At 71.5% G+C, this 17,481-nt stretch carries 16 protein-coding genes and 1 riboswitch; of the genes, 13 read left to right on the top strand and 3 right to left on the bottom strand.

Features of this window, described 5'->3' with window-relative positions; translation table 11 throughout:
- Positions 1-262: 262 nt before the first annotated feature.
- Both bfr and CACI_RS47235 read right to left on the bottom strand, forming a co-directional pair.
- Positions 263-745 (bottom strand): bacterioferritin, encoded by a 483-nt coding sequence (gene bfr, locus CACI_RS29935; protein ID WP_015794628.1) that lies wholly within the window; start codon positions 743-745, stop codon positions 263-265.
- Between the two features lie 168 nt (positions 746-913).
- Positions 914-1,207: a (2Fe-2S)-binding protein gene (locus tag CACI_RS47235; protein WP_015794627.1), complete on the bottom strand. Its 294-nt coding sequence runs from the start codon at positions 1,205-1,207 to the stop codon at positions 914-916.
- Between the two features lie 130 nt (positions 1,208-1,337).
- Here CACI_RS47235 and CACI_RS29925 point away from each other — a divergent pair, with 130 nt between their 5' ends.
- Positions 1,338-1,985, top strand: a complete 648-nt coding sequence (locus CACI_RS29925; RefSeq protein WP_041540540.1) for a sulfite oxidase-like oxidoreductase — start codon at positions 1,338-1,340, stop codon at positions 1,983-1,985.
- Positions 1,986-2,105: 120 nt separating this feature from the next.
- Here CACI_RS29925 and CACI_RS50370 read toward each other — a convergent pair whose 3' ends face one another.
- A complete protein-coding gene (locus CACI_RS50370) occupies positions 2,106-2,312 on the bottom strand; it encodes a hypothetical protein (RefSeq protein WP_143765438.1) in 207 nt (68 codons plus the stop codon).
- A gap of 148 nt (positions 2,313-2,460) precedes the next feature.
- A riboswitch (cobalamin riboswitch) is annotated at positions 2,461-2,587 on the top strand.
- An 87-nt stretch (positions 2,588-2,674) separates the two neighbouring features.
- Here CACI_RS50370 and CACI_RS29920 point away from each other — a divergent pair.
- Genes CACI_RS29920 through CACI_RS29865 form a run of 12 tightly spaced genes read left to right on the top strand, consistent with a single transcriptional unit; the run spans position 2,675 to position 17,381 of the window.
- Positions 2,675-4,834 (top strand): putative cobaltochelatase, encoded by a 2,160-nt coding sequence (locus tag CACI_RS29920; protein WP_015794625.1) that lies wholly within the window; start codon positions 2,675-2,677, stop codon positions 4,832-4,834.
- On the top strand, positions 4,834-5,454 hold the full coding sequence (gene cobO, locus CACI_RS29915) for a cob(I)yrinic acid a,c-diamide adenosyltransferase (protein ID WP_015794624.1): 621 nt from the start codon (positions 4,834-4,836) through the stop codon (positions 5,452-5,454). The genes CACI_RS29920 and cobO overlap by 1 nt, the downstream gene beginning before the upstream one ends.
- The gene (locus tag CACI_RS29910; RefSeq protein WP_015794623.1) at positions 5,451-6,821 is read left to right on the top strand and encodes a cobyrinate a,c-diamide synthase; all 1,371 of its coding nucleotides are present in this window, start codon (positions 5,451-5,453) and stop codon (positions 6,819-6,821) included. Before cobO ends, CACI_RS29910 begins: the two co-directional genes overlap by 4 nt.
- Positions 6,818-7,567, top strand: coding sequence for a precorrin-2 C(20)-methyltransferase (gene cobI / locus CACI_RS29905; RefSeq protein ID WP_190276651.1), 750 nt, complete (start codon positions 6,818-6,820; stop codon positions 7,565-7,567). The genes CACI_RS29910 and cobI overlap by 4 nt, the downstream gene beginning before the upstream one ends.
- Positions 7,564-8,391 (top strand): precorrin-4 C(11)-methyltransferase, encoded by an 828-nt coding sequence (gene cobM, locus CACI_RS29900; RefSeq protein WP_015794621.1) that lies wholly within the window; start codon positions 7,564-7,566, stop codon positions 8,389-8,391. The genes cobI and cobM overlap by 4 nt, the downstream gene beginning before the upstream one ends.
- Positions 8,384-9,577 (top strand): bifunctional cobalt-precorrin-7 (C(5))-methyltransferase/cobalt-precorrin-6B (C(15))-methyltransferase, encoded by a 1,194-nt coding sequence (locus tag CACI_RS29895; RefSeq protein WP_015794620.1) that lies wholly within the window; start codon positions 8,384-8,386, stop codon positions 9,575-9,577. The genes cobM and CACI_RS29895 overlap by 8 nt, the downstream gene beginning before the upstream one ends.
- Positions 9,574-12,006, top strand: coding sequence for a precorrin-3B C(17)-methyltransferase (gene cobJ, locus CACI_RS51540; RefSeq protein ID WP_015794619.1), 2,433 nt, complete (start codon positions 9,574-9,576; stop codon positions 12,004-12,006). The genes CACI_RS29895 and cobJ overlap by 4 nt, the downstream gene beginning before the upstream one ends.
- Complete coding sequence (locus CACI_RS29885; RefSeq protein ID WP_015794618.1) at positions 12,003-12,632, top strand: precorrin-8X methylmutase; 630 nt, start codon at positions 12,003-12,005, stop codon at positions 12,630-12,632. The genes cobJ and CACI_RS29885 overlap by 4 nt, the downstream gene beginning before the upstream one ends.
- Complete coding sequence (locus tag CACI_RS29880; RefSeq protein ID WP_015794617.1) at positions 12,629-13,495, top strand: sirohydrochlorin chelatase; 867 nt, start codon at positions 12,629-12,631, stop codon at positions 13,493-13,495. Before CACI_RS29885 ends, CACI_RS29880 begins: the two co-directional genes overlap by 4 nt.
- On the top strand, positions 13,488-14,519 hold the full coding sequence (gene cobC, locus CACI_RS29875) for an Rv2231c family pyridoxal phosphate-dependent protein CobC (protein WP_015794616.1): 1,032 nt from the start codon (positions 13,488-13,490) through the stop codon (positions 14,517-14,519). The genes CACI_RS29880 and cobC overlap by 8 nt, the downstream gene beginning before the upstream one ends.
- A 22-nt stretch (positions 14,520-14,541) precedes the next feature.
- The gene (locus tag CACI_RS29870; protein ID WP_015794615.1) at positions 14,542-15,981 is read left to right on the top strand and encodes a TldD/PmbA family protein; all 1,440 of its coding nucleotides are present in this window, start codon (positions 14,542-14,544) and stop codon (positions 15,979-15,981) included.
- Entirely contained in the window at positions 15,978-17,381 is a 1,404-nt protein-coding gene (locus tag CACI_RS29865; protein ID WP_015794614.1) for a TldD/PmbA family protein, read from the top strand. Before CACI_RS29870 ends, CACI_RS29865 begins: the two co-directional genes overlap by 4 nt.
- Positions 17,382-17,481: the final 100 nt, after the last annotated feature.

Below are 17,481 nucleotides of genomic sequence, written 5' to 3'. Positions count from 1 at the left end.
CACGACAACACCCACCACAACCAGCACCGGACCAGAAACAGCAGGCGCCCCGCGAACCCAACCTCGGACCATATCGCCCATGCTCACACGCCGCCCACCCCCGCCGCATCAGGGACGACCCCGAGATGTTCTCAGGGTCGCGCTGTGCCCACAGTCGCCGGCGTGGGGGTCGCCGCCGTGTCGTATGCCGTCGTGGCATAGCCCCGGATCCGCGCGGCTGCCGAGCGGTCCGGGGCGGGGTGGATCTCTCGTGCGGTGAGGGTCAGGAAGACTCGGGCTGCTCGACCAGCTGCGCGATGTACAGCGGCTCGCCGAGCTGGCTGATCAGGTCCAGCTGGGTCTCGAGGTAGTCGATGTGGTGTTCCTCGTCGGCGAGGATCTCCTCGAACAGGTTCGCCGAGGTGACGTCGCCGCGCTCGCGCATCAGCTTGATGCCGTTGCGGAGGCGTTCGACGGCGGCGACCTCGACCTTCATGTCGGCCTGGAACATCTCGGTGACGCTCTGGCCGATCTCCAGCGGGAACAGCTTCTGGAAGTTGGGCAGGCCTTCCAGGAAGATGATGCGCTCGGCGAGCTTGTCGGCGTGCTTCATCTCGTCGATGGACTCGGCGCGGGTGTACTCGGCGAGTTTCTTCCAGCCGCGGTTGTCCTGCAGCTTGTAGTGCAGCCAGTACTGGTTGATCGCCGTCAGTTCGGCGGTGAGCTGCTCGTTGAGGAACGCGATGATGTCCTTGTCACCCTGCATGGCGTTCGATATTGCCAGAGCCGTCGACCTCAGAGGTAACGGCGCTTGCGCGGATTGCGCCGAACGGGGAGTCTCGGCGCGCGCGGAATAGACCGGAAACAGGAGGAACCGGCGGGAATAGCTGGAACAGCTGGAATCGGCGACGGCCGGTCGGAACTACTGCCGGAACTAGCCGAGAGCAGGCACGGCGGCCGGACAGTGCGGCGCGTGTTCGAAGATCGCAGCCGCCGGAACCGACGCCGGCTCCCGCGCCGGAAGCCGCTCCGCCTCCGGCATGACCTCCGGCGGCGCCGAATCGGCGACCCGCGCGGCCGCCAGCAGGCAGCTCAGCCGCTTCACGCACGTTCCGCACGCCGAACCGGCGCCGGTGGCCTTGCGAACGTGCTTCACGGAGGTGGCACCCAAGGCGACGGCGGCGTCCACCTCGGCGGTGGTGACCGCGTGGCATATGCAGGCGTACAAGCGGGGCTCCGGCTGTCGGCGGGGTCGCCACTGGCGATCAACGGGTACTTAGGGAAGCCTAAGCTACCCAACGACCGCTGCCAAGTCCCCGGCGCACGTGCCGTGCACCACATCTGGGACGATGGTTCCCATGGGGCAGCCGGGAGCAGGGGTGGACGCGGAAGGCGGGACGGCGCCGTCGGCCGACCGGCTCCCGCCCGGCCAGCGCATGCAGCGGGGCGAGTGGCCGGTCTTGCACTACGGTCCGGTACCCCGTTTCAAGCCCGCGACCTGGGACTTCCGGGTCACCGGCGCCACCGCCGAGGAGCAGGGCGGGATCTGGTTCCACGACCAGTTCGCCGCGCTGCCGACCATCGACGTGGTCGCCGACTTCCACTGCGTCACCAAGTTCACGATGCTCGACGCCCCCTGGCGCGGCGTCGCCGCCCGCACCGTCCTGGACCTCGCGCCGCCGGCACCGGAGGCGACCCACGTCACCGTCTGGGCCGAGTACGGCTACAGCGCGAACCTGCGCCTGGAGGACCTCCTCCGCGACGACGTCGTCTTCGCCACCCATCACGACGGCGCGCCGCTCACCCCCGAGCACGGCTTCCCGCTGCGGCTGATCCTGCCGCACCTGTACGCGTGGAAGGGACCCAAGTGGGTCCGCGGGATCGAGTACCTGACGGCGGACCGCCGCGGCTTCTGGGAGGAGCGCGGGTACCACAACATCGGGGACCCGTGGAAGGAGCAGCGGTACTCCTATCAGGAGGACCCGGGAGACGGTCCTCCGCTGTAGGCCCGCGTCCTGTAGCCGCCGGTAGCCCGCCTGCTGCGCCTGCTGTACCCCCGCTATAGCCGCCGTACCCCGCTGCGCCCGCTGAAGCCCGGCGTACCCGCGGTCCCGCGGTCCGCGCCCTCAGCCCGTCCGAATCCGCCGCAGCACCGCCCGCCACAGCGTCCCGGGCCGGCCGAGCGCCCGAGCCCGCAGCTCGCTCGCTTCCCCGCGCGTGTCGCGTTGCTCACCCCGCACCGCCGTCCGCGCGCTCCCGAGCGCGCTCCCGAAGGCGCCGCCGTCCAACTCGTATTCACCCAGGACACGGCGTCTGCGCTGTCGATCGCTCACCCTCCCATTGACAGACACATCCGGACATCGCGCCACCGGGCGCCGCACCGCCGCGTCCCCCCGCGTCCCGGCGCCACCCCGCGCGCGGCCCGGACACGGTTTGACGCCCGGTGATCGCTGCGGGATGCTGCACGCGGGACGGTCGGCAGGAATCCGGTGCGAATCCGGAACGGTCCCGCCACTGTGATCAGGGAGTGCCTCCCGCTCGATATGCCACTGGAACATCAGTGTTCTGGGAAGGCCGGGCAGGCGCGCGGATCTGAGAGTCAGGAGACTACGGCCGCCCCAGGCACGCCGCCCCCGCGGCGTGTTCTCTTGAGGAGACCTGTCGGGCGTGGATACCCGTGAGGAGCTGATCCGGCGTGCCGCCGTACCCGTTCACCGCCGTCGTCGGTCTCGACGACCTGCGGCTGGCCCTGCTGCTGAACGCCGTGTCTCCGGCCGTCGGCGGCGTGCTCGTGCGCGGGGAGAAGGGCACCGCGAAATCGACGATCGTGCGCGCCCTGGCTGCCGTGCTGCCGCAGATCGCGGTCGTCCCCGGCTGCCGCTTCTCCTGCGACCCGGCCGCGCTTGACCCCGCCTGCCCGGACGGCCCGCATGCCGCGGGCGGTACCTCGGGCGACGCCCCTGGCGACACCGCGAGCGAAACCGTCGGCGACCCAGCCGCCCACTCACGCCCCGCGCGCCTGGTCGAGCTGCCGGTCGGCGCGACCGAGGACCGCCTCGTCGGCTCCCTGGACCTGGAGAAGGTCCTGGCCTCCGGCGTCGCGGCCTACGAGCCGGGCCTGCTGGCCGCCGCCCACCGCGGCCTGCTCTACGTGGACGAAGTCAACCTGCTCCACGACCACCTCGTGGACCTGCTCCTGGACGCCGCCGCGATGGGCGTCGCGCACGTCGAGCGCGAAGGCGTCTCGGTCCGCCACGCCGCCCGCTTCCTGCTGGTCGGCACCATGAACCCCGAAGAAGGCGAACTGCGCCCGCAGCTGCTGGACCGCTTCGGTCTCACCGTCGAGGTGCGAGCCAGCCGCGACCCGGCCGAGCGCGCCGAGGTCGTCCGCCGCCGCCTGGCCTACGAGGCCGACCCGGAGGCCTTCGCCGCCGCCTGGGAGCAGGCCGACAAGGAGACCGCCGCCCGCATCGAGGCGGCCCGCGCCCTGCTGCCCGCGGTGCGGCTGCCCGATGCCGAACTGCTGCGCATCACCCGCATCTGCGCGGCCTTCGAGGTCGACGGGATGCGCGCGGACCTGGTGACGGCACGCGCCGCGACGGCGCTCGCGGCATGGGCCGGACGCGACGAGGTCACCGCCGAGGACGTGCGCCAGGCGGCGAAGTTGGCGCTGCCGCACCGCCGGCGCCGCCATCCGTTCGACGCCCCCGGGCTGGACGAGGAGCGCTTGGACGAGGCCATGGACGACGGGGATCAGGACCCTGATCCCGGTCCTGGCTCTGGCCCTAGTGGTACAGACAGTCCGGAAAACCCTGACAGCGCCACAAATCCTCAAACTGACAGCCCGGCAAGACCGGATGGCTCCGCGGCTGACCAGACCGCCCCGGATGCCGGACCGCGCGGCGGGCAGCCGGAGGCGGCTGACGGCGAATCGCGCTCGCAGCGTGCCGCCAACGCAACCGACGCAACCAACTCAGCCCACTCCGCCGACCCCGCCCGCGAGCATCCGCCCGCAGCCCCGAGCGAACCCTTCAAAGCCCGCCTGCTCCAGGTCGAAGGCGTCGGCACCGGCGCCGAGGGCCGCCGCTCCCGATCCCGCGCCACCGGCGGCCGCTCCGTCGGCGCCCGCCCCGGCAGCCACGGTCTGCACCTCGTCGCGACCGTCCACGCCTCCGCGCCCCAGCAGGTCGCCCGAGGCCGCCGCGAAGGCGCGCTGCGCCTGCGCGCCGAGGACCTGCGAGAGCCGATTCGCGAGGGCCGCGAAGGAAATCTCGTCCTGTTCGTCGTCGACGCCTCCGGCTCGATGGCCGCCCGCCAGCGCATGGCCGCCGTCAAGGGCGCGATCCTCTCGCTGCTCCTGGACGCCTATCAGCGCCGCGACAAGGTCGGCCTGGTGACCTTCCGCGGCCGCGAGGCCGAAGTCGCCCTGCCGCCCACCTGGTCCGTCGACGCCGGCGCCGCGCGACTGACCTCACTGCCGACCGGCGGGCGCACCCCGCTGGCCGCCGGTCTGCTGCAAGCCGCCGACGTGCTGCGTGTGGGGCGCATGCGCGACCCGAACCGGCGTCCGCTCGTGCTGGTCATCACCGACGGCCGAGCGACTCAGGCCTCGCATTCCAAGGACCCCCTCGCCGACACCTGGCGTGCCGCGGCCCATCTCCACCAAGCGGTGGCGACCCTCGGCGGCACGTCCATCGTCGTGGACTGCGAAGCCGGCCCGGTCCGCCTGGGCCTGGCCGCGCGCCTGGCGGCCGACCTGGACGCCGACCACCTCCCGCTCACCGACCTCGCCGCGGACACGCTCACCGCGGCGGTGCACGGCAACCGACCCCGCTCCGACCGGAGGGCCGCCTGATGCCGCAGGGCCAACCCACCCACGTCCCCGACGACGGCCTCACCACGCGCCAGCGCCGCAACCGGCCGCTGACGATCGTGCACACCGGTCCCGGCAAGGGGAAGTCCACCGCCGCCTTCGGCCTGGCCCTGCGCGGCTGGAACCAGGGCTGGCCGATCGGGGTGTTCCAGTTCGTCAAGTCCGCCAAGTGGCGCATCGGCGAGGAGTCGGCGCTCAAGGCGCTCGGCGAGCTGCACGAGCGCACCGGCCAGGGCGGCGCCGTGGACTGGCACAAGATGGGCGAGGGCTGGTCCTGGATCCAGCGCGACCTGCACAGCGATCCGGAGCTGCAAGCCGACAACGCCCGCGCCGGTTGGGAGCGCATCAAGGCCGATCTGGCCGCCGAGACCTACCGCCTGTACGTCCTGGACGAGTTCACCTATCCGATGAAGTGGGGCTGGGTGGACGTCGAGGACGTCGTGCAGACCCTGGCCGAGCGCCCCGGCGCGCAGCATGTCGTCATCACCGGCCGCGACGCCGCCCCGGCGCTGCTGGAGGCCGCCGACCTGGTGACCGAGATGACCAAGGTCAAGCACCCCATGGACGCCGGGCAGAAGGGCCAGAAAGGCATCGAGTGGTGAGGTCCGCCCCGCTGAGCGTGCCCCGGATCGTCATCGCCGCCCCGGCCTCCGGCCACGGCAAGACCACGGTGGCCACCGGCATCATCAAAGCCCTGACAGACCGCGGCTTCACCGTCGCGCCGTTCAAGGTCGGCCCGGACTACATCGACCCCGGCTACCACTCGCTGGCCGCCGGGCGCACCGGCCGCAACCTCGACCCCTACATGGTCGGCACCGAGCGGATCGCGCCGCTGTTCGCGCACGGCGCCGCCGGAGCGGACCTGGCGGTCGTCGAGGGCGTCATGGGCCTGTACGACGGCGCGACCGGCGAGGGCGAGCTGGCCTCCACCGCGCAGGTCGCCAAGCTGCTCGACGCCCCGGTGCTGTTCGTCGTGGACGCCGCCGCCCAAGGCCGCTCGATCGCCGCGCTGCTGCACGGTTTCCGCTCCTTCGACCCCGCGGTGCGCATCGCGGGCGTTGTCCTGAACCGCGTCGGCTCGGACAACCATCGCAACATCCTGACGCAGGCGCTGGACGAGATCGGCTTGCCGGTGCTCGGCGCGCTCCGCCGCGATGCCGCGGTCTCGGCTCCCTCGCGCCATCTCGGCCTGGTCCCGGTCGCCGAACGCCGCGCGGAGGCGCTGGCCTCCGTCGCCGCCCTCGGCGCGCTGGTCGACACCGGACTCCAGCTCGACGAGGTCTACCGCCTGGCCCGCAGCGCCCCGCCGCTGGACGTCACCGCCTGGGACCCCTTCGAGGAGGTCGGCAGCCGCCGGGGCGCCCGCCCGCGCATCGCGGTGGCATCAGGGCCCGCATTCACCTTCTCCTACGCCGAGAACACCGAACTGCTCGCCGCCGCCGGCGCCGAGGTCTGCCCGTTCGACCCGCTGCGCGAGGAGAAGCTGCCCGAACGCGTCTGCGGCCTGGTCCTCGGCGGCGGCTTCCCCGAGGTCTACGCCCCCGAGCTCGCCGCGAACGAGGCGCTGCGCGAGAACGTCGCGGAGTTCGCGCGCCTGGGCGGAGCGATCGCCGCCGAATGCGCTGGGCTGCTGTACCTCGGCAAGAGCTTGGACGGGCTGCCGATGTGCGGCGTCGTGGACGCCGAAGCGGTGATGACCGACCGGCTCACGCTCGGCTACCGGCACGCCGTGGCCGCCTCCGAGTCGGTGCTCGCCGCCGCCGGGACGCGCGTGTCAGGGCACGAATTCCACCGCACCGCCGTCAGTCCGTCGGCCGGTTCGCCGCCGGCGTGGCACTGGCGCCGCAACGGGGGAGCGGTCACCGAAGGCTTTGCCGGGGCACGGATCCACGCCTCCTACCTGCATCTGCATTGGGCCGGGGCGCCCTCGATCGCCCGGCGACTGGTCGAGAGCTGCGGGGTGCTGTGATGCGACTGCTCACTGGTGTCGGCGTCGGTCCGGGTGATCCGGATCTGGTGACGGTGAAGGCCGTGCGCGTATTGCAGGCTGCTGATGTCGTGTTCGTGCCCATACTCGCCGACGGTCCCGAGGGCCCGGGACGTGCCGAGGCGACGGTGCGCGCACACATCGACGGCGACACGATCCGCGCCGTGTCGTTCGCGCTGTCCGACCGCGGCGGACGCACCGCCGAGCGGCTCAACGCCTGGGACGAGGCGGCACGCGCCGTCGTCGCAGCGTTCGAAGACGGCGCCGAGAGCATCGCCTTCGCCACCATCGGCGATCCGAACATCTACTCGACGTTCAGCTATCTTGCGCAGAGCGTACGAACCCTGATGCCCGACGCCGCGGTGGAAACCGTGCCCGGCATCACCGCGATGCAAGACCTCGCCTCGCGATCCGGCACGGTCCTGGCCGAGGGACGCGAAGTCCTGGCGCTGTTCCCGATGACCGCCGGTCTTGAGGCCTACGAGCGGGCGCTCGAGGCGTTCGACACGGTCGTCGCCTACAAGGGCGGTCGGTTCCTGCCGGAGATGCTGCAGGCCGTGGAGAAGGCCGGCCGCAGCGAACAGACCGTTTTCGGCGCGGCGCTGGGACTGCCGGAGGAGGTCGTCGGCGCGGTCGCGGACCTGGACCCGGACACGATCGGCGGCGCGCCGTATCTGTCCACTGTCATCACCACCGCGCAGCGGCGCGGACGAGGGGGAGCGCTGTGACGGCGAAGGTCACGTTCATCGGAGCCGGTCCGGGCGCGGCCGACCTGATCACGCTGCGCGGGGCGCGCGCGATCGCCGAGGCCGACATCCTCATCTGGGCCTCCAGCCTGGTTCAGGAGGCGGTCCTGGAGCACGCGAGCCCGGAGGTCGAGATCGTCGACTCCGCGGCGCTGCCGATGGAAGGCGTGATCGCGATCTACGAACGCGCCGTCGTCGAAGGCCTGCGCGTCGCCCGCATCCACTCCGGCGACCCCTCGCTGTGGGGCGCGGTCCAGGAGCAGCTGGAGCGCTGCCGCGAGCTGGGATTGGAGACCGAGATCGTGCCCGGCGTCTCGGCGTTCTCGGCGGTCGCCGCGATCGCCCAGCGCGAGCTGACGATCCCCGAGGTCGCGCAGTCGGTCATCCTCACGCGCCTCGGCGGCGGCAAGACCCCCATGCCGGAGAAGGAATCGATCCGCGCCTTCGCCGCCCACGGCACGACCATGGCCGTGTTCCTCTCAGCCGCCCGCTCCGGCCAGCTCGCCGCCGAACTGCTGGAGGGCGGCTACAGCCCCGACACCCCGGTAATCGTCGCCTACCGTGCTACCTGGGAGGACGAGGAGCTGGCGCAGTGCACCATCGCAGACCTCGAAGAGACGGTGAAGGCGCGCAAGCTGTGGAAGCACACGCTGTTCCTGATCGGGCCCGCTCTGGGCTCACACGGGACGCGCTCGCATCTGTACCACCCGGGGCACTTCCACGGGTTCCGGCGGGCTGAGCGGGGCGCGCGTCGGGAGTTGCTGGCTGCGGACGCGGCTTTGGCGCAGCGAGAATCAGATGCCTGAGATTGCCGTCACCGTCACCGTCATCGGCTTCGACGGCGCCCCACTTTCCGATGCGGCGCGCTCCGCACTGGCTTCGGCGACGTTGGTCGTCGGCGGGGAGCGTCACCTGGATGCGATCGAGCTTCCGTCAGGTGCGGCGCGCTATGTTCTCGGCAGCGTCGACGGCATGTTCGATGCGATGGCGTCGCACGCGAACGTGTGCGTGATCGCCAGCGGAGATCCGGGTTTCTTCGGCATCGTCCGTCAGCTACGAGAACGCGGACTCGATATCAAGGTTCTGCCAGCGCCTTCCTCCGTCGCCACCGCTTTCGCCGCGGTCGGCTTGTCATGGGACGACGCGATCGTGGTCAGCGCGCATGGACGTGAGCTGCGTCCGGTAGCGAACGTCTGCCGCGCTTTTCCCAAGGTCGCCGTGCTGACCGGCCCTGGCGCCGGCGCGAGGGAATTGGGCGCCGAACTCCCGGACCGCACCTTCGTGGTCGCGCAACGCCTCGGTCACCTGGACCAGAAGATCGAAACGCTCAGTTCCCACGCCGCAGCGCACTCCACGTTCGCCGATCCGCACGTCTTGCTGTGTCTGGACGAGTCGCGGCTGACCTCCGAACGTGGCTGGATCGCGGGCTTCGGCGGCGTGCCGGGCACGTGGGCGTTGGGGGAGTCGGAGTTCGCGCACCGTGCCTCGATGATCACCAAGTCGGAGGTGCGGGCTCTGGCTCTCGCCAAGCTGGGTCCGCGTCCTGGCCGCCTGGTGTGGGACATCGGCGCGGGGTCGGGCTCGGTGGGCGTGGAGTGCGCACGGTTCGGCGCGGCGGTGGTCGCGGTCGAGCGTGACGCAGAGTCCTGCGATCGCATCCGTGCCAACGCTGCCGCACATGGTGTCGCCGTCGAAGTAATGACAGCCGACGCCGCCATTGCCCTCGATCGCCTTCCGGAACCGGACGCGGTGTTCGTCGGCGGCGGCGGCGTGGACGTGATCGCTGCCTGTGCCGCCACCCCGGCCGCGATGGTGGTCGTCGCGCTGGCCGCCATCGAGCGCGTTCCGGATGCCATCAGCCTACTGACGAAGTTCGGCCGCGATGTGGACGGCGTGCTGCTCCAGTCCTCGCGCCTGTCCGCGCTCCCGGGCGACGCGCACCGCTTCGCCGCCGCCAATCCCGTGTTCCTGCTGTGGGGAGAACGACCTTGAGCCACGACACCGGGGCACCCGCTCCGCCCCGCAAGCCGATCGGCGTGGTCGCCGCGACCGCCGCCGGCCACCGCGCCGCCGCCACCCTGGCCGCCGCCTGGCCCACGGAGGTGCACGTCTACGGCGGCGCGTCCGAGCTGCGCACAGCCTTCGCGGACTGCGACGCGGTCGTGGCCTTCCTCGCAGTCGGCGCCGCAGTCCGCTCCCTCGCGCCGATACTCGGCCATAAGAGCACTGACGCGGCCGTCGTCTGCGTCGACGAGTCACTGCGCCACGCCGTCGCCGTCCTCGGCGGCCACCATGGCGCGAACGAGCTGGCCACGCGCGTCTCCACCGTCCTCGGCTGCACACCAGTCATCACCACCGCCTCCGACGCCGCCGGCGCACAGCCACTGGACACCTACGGCGCCGACCTGGGCTTCACCATCGAGAACCCCGACCAGCTAGCCCCAGTCGGCGCAGCTCTCCTATCCGGTGCCCCGGTCGCGCTGATAGGCGCAGATAACTGGCCCCTCCCGCCTTTGCCCACCACCACCAGCACCACCGAAGACCACCCCACAGCCACGATCACCATCACCGACCAGACATCACCCCACACAGGCCTGATCTACCGCCCCAAATCCCTGGTCGTAGGCGTAGGTGCCTCACGCGGCGTCACAGCCGACGAAGTCCTCGACGCAGTAGACCGAGCCCTAGCCGCCGCCAACCTGAGCCCCGCATCAGTAGCCCACCTAGCCTCCGTAGACGCCAAGTCAAACGAACCCGGCCTCCTCGAAGCAGCAACCCGCCGAGGCTGGCCCATCCACTTCCACCCAGCAAAAGAACTAGCCCCCATAGAGGTCCCCAACCCCAGCCCCACAGTCCAAGCCGCAGTAGGCACCCCCTCCGTAGCCGAAGCCGCCGCCCGCCACACCGCCCCAAACCGCCCCCCATCCACCCTCATCGTCCCCAAAACCAAGAGCGTGCCCAGCGCGATGCCGCAGACGGCCGCCACCGAACCTCCCGGCGCCGCTCCCGATGCACTAGCCGCAGCCAGCAGCCTTAGTCACGTCCCGGTGCCCGCCGCCGACCCGTTCGAGCCCTCCGCTGCCAGCGAGCCCGCCACCGCTCCAGCCATCGCCTCAGCTCTTAGCGCTGCTCCCGATGCACTTGCCGCAGCCAGCCGCCTTAGTCACGTCCCGGTGCCCGCCGCCGACCCGTTCGAGCCCTCCGCTGCCAGCGAGCCCACCGGCGCTCCCGCCATCGCCGCAGTCTCTGGTGCCGATGCCGGCGCCGATGCGCTTGCCGCCGACCCGGCCGAGTGTTCGGCTGCCAGCGAGCCCACCGGCGCTCCCGCCATCGCCGCAGTCTCTGGTGCCGATGCCGATGCCTATGCGCTCGCCGCCGACCCGGCCAAGTCTTTGGCTGCCAGCCAGCCCGCCGCCGCTCCCGCCATCGCCTCAGTCCCTGGCGTCGCTCCCAATGCGCTCGCCGCCGATCTTTTGCCGGCCTTGGCTGAGGTTTCTGCCGCAGCCGGTCAGCCCAGCGCTTCTCTCGCCGTCACCGACGCTCCTGCTGACGCCGACCACACACCGGTTTTGCCTGAGCTCCCGCCCCAGCCTGCTGCTGCCAATCACCTTGTTCATGCCCTTGCCCCTGCCCCGGCACCCGCCCCCATGGCCACCGCCGCCGTAGCCCGCCTCACCCCCCGAGGTCGCCTGGCGCTCATTGGCCTTGGTCCCGGCGCGCGTGATCTGCTCCCGCCGCGTGCCGTTGCCGAGCTGCGGCGCGCGTCGGTCGTCATTGGGCTGGACCAGTATCTTGACCAGATCCGTGACCTCCTGCGTCCCGGCACCGAGGTTCGCGCGACTGGGCTTGGCAGCGAGGAGGCGCGGGCTCGCGATGCCGTGCAGACCGCGCGGCAGGGGCGGGCCGTGGCGCTCGTCGGCTCGGGTGACTCCGGCCTCTATGCGATGGCCAGTCCGGCGCTCGACTTGTTCGCAGAGCTCGATGATGTCGATGTCGTCGGCGTGCCCGGCATCACTGCCTCGCTCGCCGCGTCCAACATCCTCGGGGCGCCGCTTGGGCACGACCACGCGGTCATCTCCCTGTCCGATCTGCACACGCCGTGGCCCGCCATCGAGCGCCGCGTGCAGGCCGCCGCGCAGGGCGATTTCGTCACCGTCTTCTACAACCCGCGCAGCAAGGGGCGTGACTGGCAGCTCGGGCACGCGCTCGACATCCTTCGGCAGCATCGGCCGCCGACCACGCCCGTCGGCTGCGTCCGTGACGCCTCGCGGCCCGGCGAGCGCGCGTGGATCAGTACCCTGAGCGACTTCGATGCCGCCGACGTCGACATGTACACGATCGTCCTGGTCGGCAGCTCCCACACCCGCGTCGCGGCCGGCCGCATGGTCACGCCGCGCGGCTACACCTGGAGCGGCTCATGAGCGCCCGCGCCGTGCACCCCATCGAGGCCGAGTCCTACCGCATCCTGCGTGCCCGGCTCGACACCTCCGAACTCCCGCCCCACACCAAGGCCGTCCTCGAGCGCGTCATCCACGCCAGCGCCGACTTCGACTACGCCACCGACCTCGTCACCGACGAAGCCGCGCTGGCGCACGCCGCCGCAGCGCTCAGAGCCGGCGCCCCGATCGTCGCTGACGTCGAAATGGTCGCCGCCGGCATCACCCGCCGCGACGCCGTGTGCGCGATCAAGGACCCGGCAGCGCCGAAACTCGCCGCCGACCTCGGCATCACCCGCTCCGCCGCCGCCCTGCGCATCGCCGCTGAGCAGGCCGGACCCGGCGCCGTCTACGTCATTGGCTGCGCCCCGACCGCCCTGTTCGAGCTCATCGCCATCGCCGAGCAGGCCCGTCCCGCGCTCGTGATCGGCCTGCCGGTGGGCTTCGTCGGCGCGGCGGAATCCAAGGCGGCGCTGCGGGAGTCCGGACTGCCGGCAGTCTCGAACGTCTCGGGCAAGGGCGGCTCGGCCGTCGCCGCTGCCGCACTCAATGCCCTGATTTACGAAGACCTGATCCACAAAGCCCCGGCGAAAGAAGGCACAGCCTCATGACCGCCCTGCTGATCGTCGGCCACGGCACCCGCGACGCCGAGGGCGCCCAGGACTTCCGCGCCTTCGTCGAACGCGTCGCCCGCCGCGCGCCGCAGGCCGTCGAGGCCGTGGACGGCGGCTTCATCGAGCTGTCCGCGCCACCGGTCAGCGAAGCCGTGGCCCGCCTGGTCGGCGCCGGCCACCACCGCGTCGCCGCCGTGCCGCTGGTCCTGGTCGCCGCCGGCCACGCCAAGGGCGACATCCCCGGCTCCCTGAACCGCGAGCGCCTGCGCCACCCGGGCCTGTCCTTCTCCTACGGACGCCCGCTCGGCGTGCACCCGACCATCCTGTCGCTGCTGGAAGCACGCCTGGACACCGTCCTGCCCCGCGAGGAACGCGCCGACGCCGCAGTCCTGCTCGTCGGCCGCGGCTCCACCGACCCCGACGCCAACGCCGAGGTCTACCGCGCCGCACGCCTGCTGTGGGAAGGCCGGGGCATCGGCATGGTCGAGACAGCCTTCGTATCCCTTGCGCAGCCTTCGGTTTCCGAAGGCCTGGAGCGCTGCCGCCGCCTCGGCGCCAAGCGCATCGTGGTCCTGCCGTACTTCCTCTTCCGCGGCGTCCTGCCGGACCGCATCGTCGAGCAGTCCGCGGGCTACGACGTCGCTCCGGTCATCGGCGACTGCGACGAGCTCGCCGACCTTGTGCTGGAACGCCACGCCGAAGCCGTCGCCGGCGACATCCGGATGAACTGCGACACCTGCGTGTACCGCATCGCCATGCCAGGGTTCGAAGACAAGGTCGGAGCCGCGCAGGCGCCGCATCACCACCCCGACGAGGACGGCCACAGCCACCACCACAGCCACGCGCACTCCCATGGATGAGGACGAGGACCTGCGGCACCACGGCGACGCCGAGCTGCGTGACGTCGCCATCAGTCACGACTTCGCAGTCAACGTCCGCCTCCCGGAACCCCCGCGCTGGCTCCGCGACCGCCTCGCCGAAGGCCTCGCGACGCTCGCCGCCTACCCCGACGCCCGCGCCGCCACCGAAGCCGTCGCCGAACGCCACGGCCGCGCGCCGGACGAAGTCCTGCTCACCTCGGGCGCCGCGGAGGCGTTCGTCCTGCTTGCCAGGGTCCTGCGACCCCGGCGCGCGCTCGTCGTGCACCCGCAGTTCACCGAACCCGAAGCCGCCCTGCGCGCCGCCGGTCACGACGTCGAGCGCCACATCCTCACCGGCGACTTCACCCTCGACCCGGAAGCGGTCCCGACCGAGCCCGACCTCGTGATGATCGGCAACCCGACGAACCCGACCTCGGTTCTCCATCCGGCAGCGGCCATCGAACGTCTCCGCCGCCCCGGACGCACCGTCGTCGTCGACGAAGCCTTCATCGACGGCATCCCCGGCGAGACCGAAACCCTTGCTGGACACTCGGATATCGTCGTCATCAGAAGCCTGACAAAGACCTGGGGACTCGCGGGACTGCGCGTCGGCTACGTCCTCGGTCCGGCGCCGCTCATCAGGGCTCTGATAGAGGCGCAACCCCTCTGGTCGGTCTCCTCGCTGGCGCTCATCGCCGCGCGAGCGGTCTGCGACCCCGACGCGATCGCCGAAGCCGAAGCCCTCGCCAAACAGGCCGACCAGGACCGCGATCACCTGCTGGCGCGCCTCACCGAGATCCCCGGCGTCACCGTCCCCGCAGCCTCACGTGCCCCCTTCGTCCTGGTCAGGGCGCCAAATGCCGTGCGACTCCGCGACCAGCTGCGCGCCGAGGGCATCGCCGTACGCCGCGGTGACACCTTCCCCGGCCTCGGCCCGGACTGGCTGCGGGTCGCCGTGCGCGGCCGGACCGCCACCGACCTGCTGATCGACCGCTGGAAGCAGCTCGCCGCGACGTCTTGGTAAGGTGCGGGTTAGGGTCGGACCCATGAGCAGCAGCTACCTCGACGCGGCCGATCAGGCCGTGGAGCACGCGCTCGCGCTGGGGGCCCGCTACGCCGACGCCCGCGTCATGCACCGCCGGACCGAGTCCATGTCCGCCCGCAACGGTGCCGTGGAGGCGCTGGACCAGGGGGAGACGGTCGGTATCGGGGTGCGGGCGCTTGTCGGGTCCAGCTGGGGTTTCTTCGCGACGCCGCATCTGGACGCGCCTTCGGTCCGCGCGGCCGGACGGCAGGCGGTGGAGATCGCCAAGGCCTCCTCGCGGGTCCCGGGCCCGGCGGCGATGATCCCGGCCGATCCGGAGGTCGGCAGCTGGGCCAGCGAGTGCGAGGTGGATCCGCTCGAGGTGCCCGTCTCGGACAAGGGCGATCTGCTGACGGCGGCCACCGCCGAGATGCGCTCGCAGGGTGCTGACATCGCGACCGGCATCTACCAGATCTGGGACACGCGCAAGTGGTTCGTCTCCTCCGAGGGACACCGGATCGACCAGCACATCCGCGAATGCGGCGGCGGGATCTCGGCCACCGCGGTCGGCGAGCGCGAGACCCAGGTCCGCTCGTACCCCTCGCGGCGCGGCCAGTATGGCACCCGCGGCTGGGAGCTGGTCACCGAGCTCGACCTGGCCGCGCAGGCCTCCCGGATCGCCGACGAAGCCCAGGCGCTGCTGCGTGCCCCGCAGTGCCCGTCGGGCCAGACCGCGCTGATCCTCGGCGGCGAGCAGTTGGCGTTGCAGATCCACGAATCCGTCGGCCACGCCATCGAACTGGACCGCATCCTGGGCTGGGAGGCGGCGTACGCCGGCACCTCGTGGCTGGACCTGGCTCAGCTCGGCACGCTGCAGTATGGCAGCGAGCTGATGAACATCGTCATCGACGCCACCCACCCCGGCGCGCTGGGTTCCTTCGGTTACGACGACGAGGGAACCAAGGCCGGCAAACGCGATGCGGTCCGCAACGGCATCTGGACCGGCGTGCTGTCCGGGCGGGAGAGCGCGGCTGTCGCAGGGCTCGATTATGGCGGCAGCGTGCGGTCGACGGACTGGTCGCGGCTGCCGATCGTGCGCATGACCAACGTCGGTCTGGAGCCGGGTCCGCACACGCTGGAGGAGATCATCGCCGCGACCGACGACGGGGTGTTCATGGACATGAACCGGTCATGGTCGATCGATGACAAGAGATTGAATTTCCAGTTCGGCTGCGAGGTCGGCTACGAGGTGAAGAACGGCAAGCTCGGCCGCATGGTGAAGAACCCGACCTACACCGGCATCGGCCCGAAGTTCTGGCAGAGCATGGACATGCTCTCCCACGAGATCGTCGCCTGGGGCACGCCGAACTGCGGCAAGGGGCAGCCCGGGCAGGTCGGGCACACCGGCCATCCGGCGGCGCCGGCCCGTTTCCAGAACGTGCGAGTGGGGGTGCGCGGATGAGCCCGGACACCGCGGTGCGGAGCGAGACCGCCGAGCGCGTGCTGCAGGCCGCGCGCACGGCCGCCGGCGGCTCGGCGGACGTGGACGTGACGGTCGAGCACGAACACCTAGCGCTCACCCGATTCGCCAACTCCTACATTCACCAGAACGTCGCCAGCGACACCGACACGGTGACCCTGCGCATCCACGCCGACGGCCGCACCGCCGTGAACACCACGACCGTCACCGACGACGCAGGCCTGGCCGCCCTGGTCGAGCGCACGGTCGCGGCGGTACGCCTGTCGCCGGCGGACCCGGGCTGGGCAGGACTGTCCGGCCGCGCGCCGCTCCCCATCCCATCGGCCGATCCGGACCTCGCGACCGGCGGCGCGGGTCCCGAGGCGCGGGCCGAGCAGGTGAAGGCGTATGTGGACGAGGTCACCGCCGCTGGGCTCACCGCGGCCGGGTTCTACCGCAACCGGCTGGTCGTGACGGCGTATGCGAACTCTGAGGGGCAGGCCGTCCACGGCACGGTCGTCGAGGCCGCGATCGACGGCATCGCCAAGACCGCCACCTCCGACGGCGCCTCCCGCCAGGCCTCGCGCCGCATGAGCGACCTGAACGGCGCCGCACTCGGCGCGCGCGCCGCCGCCAAGGCCCTCGCCTCGCAGAACCCGATCGAGATCGACCCCGGCGAGTACGAAGTGGTCCTGGAACCCACGGCGGTCAGCGACATCCTGTGGGTCCTGGCCGACTACGGCTTCAACGGCAAGGCCCTCACCGAGGGCACGTCCTTCGCCAAACTCGGCGACCAGCAGTTCGACCCCCTGGTCACCCTGATCGACGACCCCCTCTCAGGCCCGGCCGCCGGTCCCCTCTTCGACGCCGAAGGCACCCCCCGCGACCCCCTCCACCTGGTCCGCAACGGCGTGACCCAAGCAGTCGCCCACGACCGCCGCTCCGCCCGCGAAGCCGCCACCACCAGCACCGGCCACGCCAGCGCCTCCAGCGCGACAGACGGCGCCGTACCGATCAACGTCCGCCTCGAACCCCCCGTCACCCTCACCCCCACCGAAGTCGACGGCCCCGCCGCGGACTCCGCGGTCCAAGGCCTGATCACCAAGGTCCACCGAGGCCTCCTGGTCACCGACCACTGGTACACCCGCTGCCTGGACCCCCGCCGCCTCGTGATGACCGGCCTCACCCGCAACGGCGTCTGGCTCATCGAAAACGGCGAAATCACCCACCCAGTCAAAAACCTCCGCTTCACCCAGTCCTACCCCGAAGCCCTAGCCCCAGGCCGCGTCCTAGCCATAGGCACCCACGCCCCAGCCTTCGCCTCGAAATACGGCGCCTACTCAGCCATGGCCCCCGCCCTCCACCTCGCCGGCTGGAACTTCACCGGCGGCGCCAGCGGCTGAGGCGGGAGCTGGGGTGGTGGCTGCCCTCCATGTGGCTGCTATTTGGAGCACGTGGAAAGTGGGGTGTGGGGTTGTCGGGGGCTCACTCGGATGGCTCAGT

The organism is Catenulispora acidiphila DSM 44928 (genome assembly GCF_000024025.1).
GTDB classification, from domain to species: domain Bacteria; phylum Actinomycetota; class Actinomycetes; order Streptomycetales; family Catenulisporaceae; genus Catenulispora; species Catenulispora acidiphila.
The sequence above is the reverse complement of the archived record's forward strand: the minus strand, read 5'-3'. Positions and strand labels throughout refer to the sequence as shown.